We start from the raw sequence: 7779 nt of genomic DNA on the forward strand, positions 1-7779 counted from the left end.
TTAAAAAATGACGCTGAAAACATAATCATAACCGTTGACACGTTACGGCCGTTTTGATACTTTATTTATAGACTTAGCACTCGGAGGCAAAGAGTGCTAACAGGGGTGATTATCGATGTTAACAAACAGACAACTGCTTATATTACAAGTGATCATCGATGATTTTATATCGACCGCTCAGCCTGTCGGTTCACGCAATATTTCGAAGAAGGATGGCATTTCACTGAGCTCGGCTACAATCAGAAATGAAATGGCTGACCTTGAGGAAATGGGATACTTAGAGAAAACTCATACATCCTCCGGGCGTATTCCGTCGGAAAAAGGGTATCGATACTATGTGGATCATCTTGTATCACCGCAGCAGCTTCAAAAGGAAGACATCCATAAGTTAAAATCGATTTTTAAAGATAAGCTTTTCGAGCTAGAGAAGATTGTCCAGCGCTCTGCCGGCATTCTCTCTGAAATCACTAATTATACGACCATCATGCTGGGGCCTGCTGTGTCGGATAATTATTTACGCAGAATCCAAATCGTTCCGCTTGGCAATAATACTGCCACAGCTATCATCGTCACGGATACCGGGCATGTTGAAAATAAGATGATTTATCTCCCTCCAGGCATTGACATGGATGAAATGGAGAGAGTCGTTAATATCTTGAATGAACGGCTGATAGGCGTTCCTTTAACCCAGTTGAAGGAAAAGATCTATAAGGAGGTTGCTGTACTATTAAAGCAGCATATCACGAACTATGATATGGTGCTGAATATGATTGCGGCCACATTGCAGATTCCGGCAAACGAGAAGCTGTTCTTTGGCGGTAAAGCAAATATGCTCAGCCAGCCTGAATTCCATGATATTGAGAAAGTGAAGGCGATTCTCAATGTTATTGAACAGGAAAAGGATCTGTATGATTTAGTGAGTCAAACACCTGTTGGCATCAATGTCCGGATTGGTCATGAGAATAATAATCTTGCGTTAAGCAATTGCAGCATCATAAGCGCCACGTATTCCATAGGTGATGAAAGCCTTGGTTCCATCGCAATTCTTGGACCAACCAGAATGGATTATGCGCGTGTCATTGGTTTACTGTCCTTTTTCTCTGACAATTTGAGCGCGATGCTAACGGAGCAGTATCAAAATAAAAAGGAACGGTAATAGTAGTAATGTCGTTCTTGAATATATTGGCAAAGCTTATAGGGAGGTGAGAAGCAGTGGCTGAAAATAAACAGGATCAAGCTGTTGATGAAACAATTGAAGAAATATTCGATGAAACAGATGTGAATGAAACACAAGATACAGATTCAACTGAATCTGGTGCAGCTGATGCGGCTTCTGATGAGGTAGCAGAGGGAAGCACTGGAGGCAAGGAAGCTGAGCTTGAACAAAAGCTGAAGGAAGCAGAGGCGAAATATTTGCGTCTTTATGCCGATTTCGATAATTATCGCCGCCGTGTGAAGCTTGATGCAGAGGCAGCGCAGAAGTACAGAGCGCAATCCTTGGTAACAAATTTACTGCCGGCGTTGGATAACTTTGAACGAGCACTTATGATTTCGACAGATAATGAAGAAACAAAGGCACTTCTACAAGGAATGAATATGGTCTTAAGCGGTATTCAAGCAGCCCTTAAGGAAGAAGGCGTTGAAGAAATCAAAGCTGTCGGAGAGGAATTTGACCCGCATCAGCATCAGGCTGTCATGCAGGATAATAATCCAGACTTTGGTTCAAACATTGTTGTGGAAGAGCTTCAAAAAGGCTATAAACTTAAGGACCGTGTGATTCGACCATCTATGGTAAAAGTGAATCAATAAGGTTACATATTACGGGAGGTAATCATTCATGAGTAAAATTATCGGTATTGACTTAGGAACCACTAACTCTTGCGTATCTGTGCTAGAGGGCGGGGAACCAAAGGTTATTCCAAATCCAGAAGGAAATAGAACAACTCCATCTGTCGTTGCTTTCAAAAACGGCGAACGTCAAGTTGGTGAGGTGGCAAAACGCCAAGCAATCACAAACTTGAATACAGTAAGCTCCATTAAACGTCATATGGGTACAGATTACACTGTCAACATTGAAGGCAAAGACTACTCTCCACAAGAAGTATCTGCGATCATCCTTCAATACTTGAAATCTTACGCAGAAGAATACCTTGGCGAAAAAGTGACAAAAGCTGTTATCACGGTTCCGGCTTACTTCAATGATGCAGAACGTCAAGCAACAAAAGATGCTGGACGCATCGCTGGTCTTGAAGTTGAACGTATTATCAACGAACCAACAGCTGCGGCTCTTGCTTATGGTCTTGATAAAGCAGACGAAGATCAAAAAATCCTTGTATTCGACCTTGGCGGCGGTACATTTGACGTTTCCATCCTTGAATTGGGTGATGGCGTATTCGAAGTGCGCTCTACTGCTGGTGACAACCGTCTTGGCGGAGATGACTTTGATAATGCCGTTATGGAATACTTAATCGAAGAATTCCGTAAAGAAAACGGAATTGACCTATCTAAAGATAAAATGGCGCTTCAACGCTTAAAAGATGCAGCTGAAAAAGCGAAGAAGGATTTATCTGGTGTTACATCCACTCAAATCTCTCTTCCATTCATCACGGCTGGAGAAGCTGGACCATTGCACTTGGATGTGACGCTTACTCGCGCGAAATTCAATGAAATCACAGCTGGCCTTGTTGAAAGAACAATGGGACCTACTCGCCAAGCTCTTCGTGATGCAGGCTTGTCCCCAGCTGAAATCGATAAAGTAATCCTTGTCGGCGGATCTACTCGTATCCCTGCTGTACAAGAAGCAATTAAGAAAGAAACAGGCAAAGAGCCTCATAAAGGCGTAAACCCAGATGAAGTCGTAGCAATGGGAGCAGCTATCCAAGGCGGCGTTATCACTGGTGACGTTAAAGATGTTGTCTTGCTTGACGTAACGTCTCTATCTCTTGGTATTGAAACAATGGGCGGTGTATTTACTCGCTTAATCGACCGTAATACAACGATTCCGACAAGCAAGTCTCAAATTTTCTCAACAGCAGCAGATAACCAAACAGCCGTTGATATTCATGTTCTTCAAGGGGAGCGTCAAATGGCAGCGGACAACAAAACACTTGGCCGTTTCCAATTAACGGACATTCCGCCGGCACCACGCGGTATTCCTCAAATTGAAGTAACATTTGATATCGACAATAACGGGATTGTTAACGTTCGTGCGAAAGACCTTGGCACAAACAAAGAACAAGCCATCACGATTCAATCTGCTACATCCTTGAGTGATGAAGAAATTGACCGTATGGTGAAGGAAGCGGAAGAGAATGCGGAAGCTGATAAGAAACGCAAAGAAGAAGCAGAGCTTCGCAACGAATCTGACAGCCTCGTATTCCAAACCGAAAAAACATTAAAAGAGCTTGAAGGCAAAGTAGATGCAGCAGAAGTTCAAAAAGCAACGGAAGCAAAAGATGCATTGAAAGAAGCTATCGAAAAGAATGATCTTGCTGCTATGAAAGAAAAGAAAGATGCCTTGCAAGAGATTGTTCAGGCACTTAGTGTGAAGCTTTATGAGCAAGCAGCGCAAGCGCAAGCTCAAGCCCAAGAAGGCCAAGACGGCGCAGGCAAAGCAGATGATGTCGTAGATGCTGAATTCACAGAAGTGGATGACGACAAGAAATAATTTCTGAACGAAAAGAGTCAAAGTCAAGGCATGCTTGACTTTGGCTTTTTTTAACGTCTTATCCATTTGTTGTTTATATTGCAACTCATGTTTATCAAGTGGTACAATATTTTTTATGTGAAACGACGGATATTACAAGAATCAGGAGTGTGAGGAATGAGCAAACGGGATTATTATGAGGTGCTTGGGGTTGGCAAAAATGCCTCGAAGGATGAATTGAAGAAAGCGTATCGTCGCCTTTCCAAACAATATCACCCTGACATTAATAAAGAAGCAGATGCAACAGAGAAGTTTAAAGAGGTCAAAGAAGCGTATGAAGTTTTAAGCGATGATCAAAAGAGAGCGCGCTATGACCAATTCGGTCATGAGGATCCAACTCAAGGCTTCGGGGGAGCCGGCGGTGCTGGGTTTGAAGGCTTCGGCGGATTTGAGGATATATTCAACACATTCTTTGGCGGAGGCGGCCGCCGCCGTGATCCAAATGCTCCTCGTCAAGGGGATGATTTACAATACACAATGACACTTTCCTTTGAAGAGGCGTGCTTTGGAACTGAAACAACCATTGAAATACCAAGGGATGAAGAATGTGAGACATGTAAGGGAAGCGGTGCTAAGCCGGGAACTTCTCCTGAAACTTGCTCTCATTGTAATGGTACAGGTCAGCTGAATGTGGAACAAAATACACCATTCGGCCGGATTGTAAACCGCCGTGTATGTCAGCATTGCAGCGGTACAGGGAAGATTATTAAGCATAAATGCGCAACCTGTCACGGAAAAGGTACGGTCAGAAAACGTAACAAAATTCAAATTAAGGTACCAGCAGGTGTGGACGATGGCCAGCAATTGCGTGTACCAGGCAAGGGTGAGCCAGGCGTAAATGGCGGGCCGGCTGGAGATTTATTCGTCGTCTTCCAAATTAAACCTCATGAATTCTTTGAGCGTGATGGGGATGATATTTATTGTGAAATGCCAATTACCTTTGCACAGGCAGCCTTAGGGGATGAAATCGAAGTACCGACCATCCATGGGAAGGTGAAGCTGAAGGTGCCGGCCGGCACGCAAACAGGCACTCGTTTCCGCTTGAAGGGCAAGGGCGTGCAAAATGTAAGAGGCTATGGCCAGGGCGACCAGCATATCCGTATTTTAGTCGTAACACCGACAAAGCTATCTGATAAGCAGAAAGAACTAATCAGAGAGTTTGCGGAAATCAGCGGTCAAGGTCAATTGGACGAACATGAAGAAGGTTTCTTCTCAAAAGTAAAAAGAGCATTTAAAGGTGAATAAACAGGTAGGAGTTGGTAGATGATGAAATGGTCCGAATTATGTATTCATACAACAAATGAAGCAGTCGAACCAATATCGAATATATTGCATGAGGCAGGAGCAAGCGGTGTGGTGATTGAAGATCCGCTTGAGCTTGTCCGTGAAAGGGAGAATGTATTCGGCGAAATCTATCAGCTCGACCCTAATGATTTTCCAGATGAGGGTGTCATTGTAAAGGCATACCTGCCGGTTAATAGCTTTCTTGGCGAAACAGTCGATGGGATCAAGGACTTGATTAATAACCTTGTTGAATATGATATTGATCTGGGTGCTAATAAAGTAACAATCAGTGAAGTAAATGAGGAAGAATGGGCAACTGCCTGGAAGAAATATTATCATCCGGTGAAGATTTCTGAACAAATCACGATTGTTCCGACATGGGAGGAATACACTCCTGTCAGCAGTGATGAGAAGATTATTGAACTAGATCCGGGGATGGCATTTGGAACAGGTACACATCCAACGACAATCCTCTGTATTCAGGCGCTTGAAAAACAGGTTAAACCGGGGATGCATATCATTGATGTGGGAACAGGTTCAGGCGTATTGACGATTGCGGCAGCGAAATACGGCGCAGAAGAAATTCTTGCGCTTGACTTAGATGAAGTGGCCGTGAATAGCGCGAAAATCAATTGTAAGCTCAACAAGGTTCATGATAAGGTAACCATTAAGCAGAATGACTTGTTGAAGGAAGTAGATTTCGAGGCTGACATCATTGTCGCAAATATTTTGGCTGAAGTCATTGTTCGCTTTACAGATGATGTGGAGAGACTTCTTAAGCCTGGCGGACGCTTTATCTCCTCTGGCATTATCAAGCAGAAAAGAGCTGAGGTGGAAGAGGCCATTAAGAATAGCGGCTTAATCATTGAGGAAGTCATGACGATGGAGGACTGGGTGTCCATTACAGCAGTTAAGCAATAAGGCGTTATAGTACGATTTTAGAAGGAAGAAGGATGCGAGGCCATGCAGAGATATTTTATTCATGAGATGAACGATGAGGAGAACGTCATCGTCTCGGGAGATGATTTTCATCATATGACTCGGGTGATGCGGATGGAGACTGGCGACCAGTTTATGGGAGTCATCAATGCCAAGACAGCGCTCATTCAAATTGATACCATCCTTGATGAGTCTCTTCGTGGCCGCATCATTGAATGGGTGGATGAATCAGTGGAAATGCCCGTTCAAGTGAGTATCGCGAACGGCTTGCCTAAAGGGGATAAATTAGAGTGGGTCATTCAAAAAGGGACGGAGCTTGGGGCTCATGCATTTATCCCTTTTGTGGCAACTCGTTCCATTGTTAAATGGGATGCAAAGAAAGCCGCCAAGAAAACGGAACGGCTGCGCAAGATTGCAAAAGAGGCGGCAGAGCAATCGCATCGTACGGTCATCCCGCGAATTGACGACCCAGTTTCATTTGAGGGATTACTGAAGCAATTAGATGGCTTTGACCATAAGCTCGTAGCTTATGAGGAAGAGGCAAAGCAAGGAGAAAGTATGCGGCTGGCTGAAACATTGCAAGCCGTCAAACCTGGAGAAAAACTTCTCATTGTCTTTGGGCCTGAGGGAGGCCTGGACGAAAAAGAGGTAGAGCGTTTGCTCGCTCAAGGCTTTATGACATGCAGCCTTGGACCCCGCATTCTCCGCACAGAGACAGCGCCATTATATGCATTGTCAGCAATATCTTATCAATTAGAATTAGCGAGGTGAAGGAAATGGCAACCGTAGCGTTCCATACATTAGGATGTAAAGTGAACCATTATGAAACAGAAGCGATATGGCAGCTGTTTCAGGCTTCAGGATATGATCGAGTAGATTTTGAGCAAGTAGCAGATGTCTACATTATTAATACATGTACAGTGACAAATACAGGCGACAAGAAAAGCCGTCAAATCATTCGCAGAGCTGTCCGTAAGAATCCAGATGCGGTCATTTGCGTAACAGGCTGCTATGCTCAAACCTCCCCTGCGGAAATTATGGCCATTCCAGGAGTGGATATCGTGGTCGGAACACAGGACCGCGGTAAACTGTTAGGATTTATTGATACATTTAGAGAAGAACGCCAGCCAATCAACGGCGTTCGCAATATCATGAAAACAAGAGTATATGAAGAAATGGACGTACCTGCCTTCACTGACCGTACGCGCGCGTCATTGAAGATTCAGGAGGGCTGCAATAACTTCTGTACTTTCTGCATCATCCCATGGGCACGCGGACTTCTGCGCTCAAGAGATCCACAGGAAGTCGTTCATCAAGCTCAGCAGCTGGTTGACGCAGGCTATAAGGAAATCGTCCTTACAGGTATTCATACAGGCGGATATGGAGAAGACTTAAAGGATTATAATCTTGCCATGCTTCTGAAGGATTTGGATGAGAAGGTAGCGGGATTGAAACGCATCCGTATTTCCTCCATCGAAGCCTCGCAAATCTCTGATGAGGTCATCGAGGTATTGCGGAAATCTGACAAGGTTGTTCCGCATTTGCATATACCGATTCAATCGGCTTCAAACACTGTGCTTAAGAGAATGCGCCGCAAGTATTCAACAGAGTTTTATGCCGAGCGTGTAGCACGCCTGCGTGAGGCATTGCCAAATCTAGCAATCACTTCGGATGTTATCGTAGGTTTCCCGGGTGAAACAGAGGAAGAATTCATGGAGACGTATAATTTCATTAAGGAACAACGTTTTTCTGAGCTTCACGTCTTCCCTTATTCAAAACGGACAGGCACACCAGCTGCACGTATGGAAGACCAAGTTGATGAAGATGTGAAAAACGACCGTGTACACCGC

The 7779-nt window shown here is 44.2% G+C and carries 7 protein-coding genes; all 7 read left to right on the forward strand.

The window, feature by feature from the left end:
• Nucleotides 1–115: 115 nt before the first annotated feature.
• A complete protein-coding gene (gene hrcA, locus ACI35L_RS14135; protein WP_049670089.1) occupies nucleotides 116–1156 on the forward strand; it encodes a heat-inducible transcriptional repressor HrcA in 1041 nt (346 codons plus the stop codon).
• A 56-nt stretch (nucleotides 1157–1212) separates the two neighbouring features.
• A complete protein-coding gene (gene grpE / locus ACI35L_RS14140) occupies nucleotides 1213–1809 on the forward strand; it encodes a nucleotide exchange factor GrpE (RefSeq protein WP_049670090.1) in 597 nt (198 codons plus the stop codon).
• Between the two features lie 28 nt (nucleotides 1810–1837).
• Entirely contained in the window at nucleotides 1838–3667 is a 1830-nt protein-coding gene (dnaK, locus tag ACI35L_RS14145) for a molecular chaperone DnaK (RefSeq protein ID WP_049670091.1), read from the forward strand.
• Between the two features lie 156 nt (nucleotides 3668–3823).
• Nucleotides 3824–4951, forward strand: a complete 1128-nt coding sequence (gene dnaJ / locus ACI35L_RS14150) for a molecular chaperone DnaJ (RefSeq protein ID WP_049670092.1) — start codon at nucleotides 3824–3826, stop codon at nucleotides 4949–4951.
• Between the two features lie 21 nt (nucleotides 4952–4972).
• Nucleotides 4973–5911: a 50S ribosomal protein L11 methyltransferase gene (gene prmA, locus ACI35L_RS14155; RefSeq protein ID WP_049672798.1), complete on the forward strand. Its 939-nt coding sequence runs from the start codon at nucleotides 4973–4975 to the stop codon at nucleotides 5909–5911.
• A gap of 42 nt (nucleotides 5912–5953) precedes the next feature.
• The gene (locus tag ACI35L_RS14160) at nucleotides 5954–6700 is read left to right on the forward strand and encodes a 16S rRNA (uracil(1498)-N(3))-methyltransferase (RefSeq protein WP_049670093.1); all 747 of its coding nucleotides are present in this window, start codon (nucleotides 5954–5956) and stop codon (nucleotides 6698–6700) included.
• 5 nt (nucleotides 6701–6705) lie between these two features.
• Nucleotides 6706–7779 (forward strand): tRNA (N(6)-L-threonylcarbamoyladenosine(37)-C(2))-methylthiotransferase MtaB (mtaB, locus tag ACI35L_RS14165; RefSeq protein ID WP_439803136.1); only part of this gene is annotated, 1074 nt, incomplete at its 3' end.

This window comes from Pradoshia sp. (assembly GCF_051873915.1).
In the GTDB taxonomy this organism is placed as follows: domain Bacteria; phylum Bacillota; class Bacilli; order Bacillales; family Pradoshiaceae; genus Pradoshia.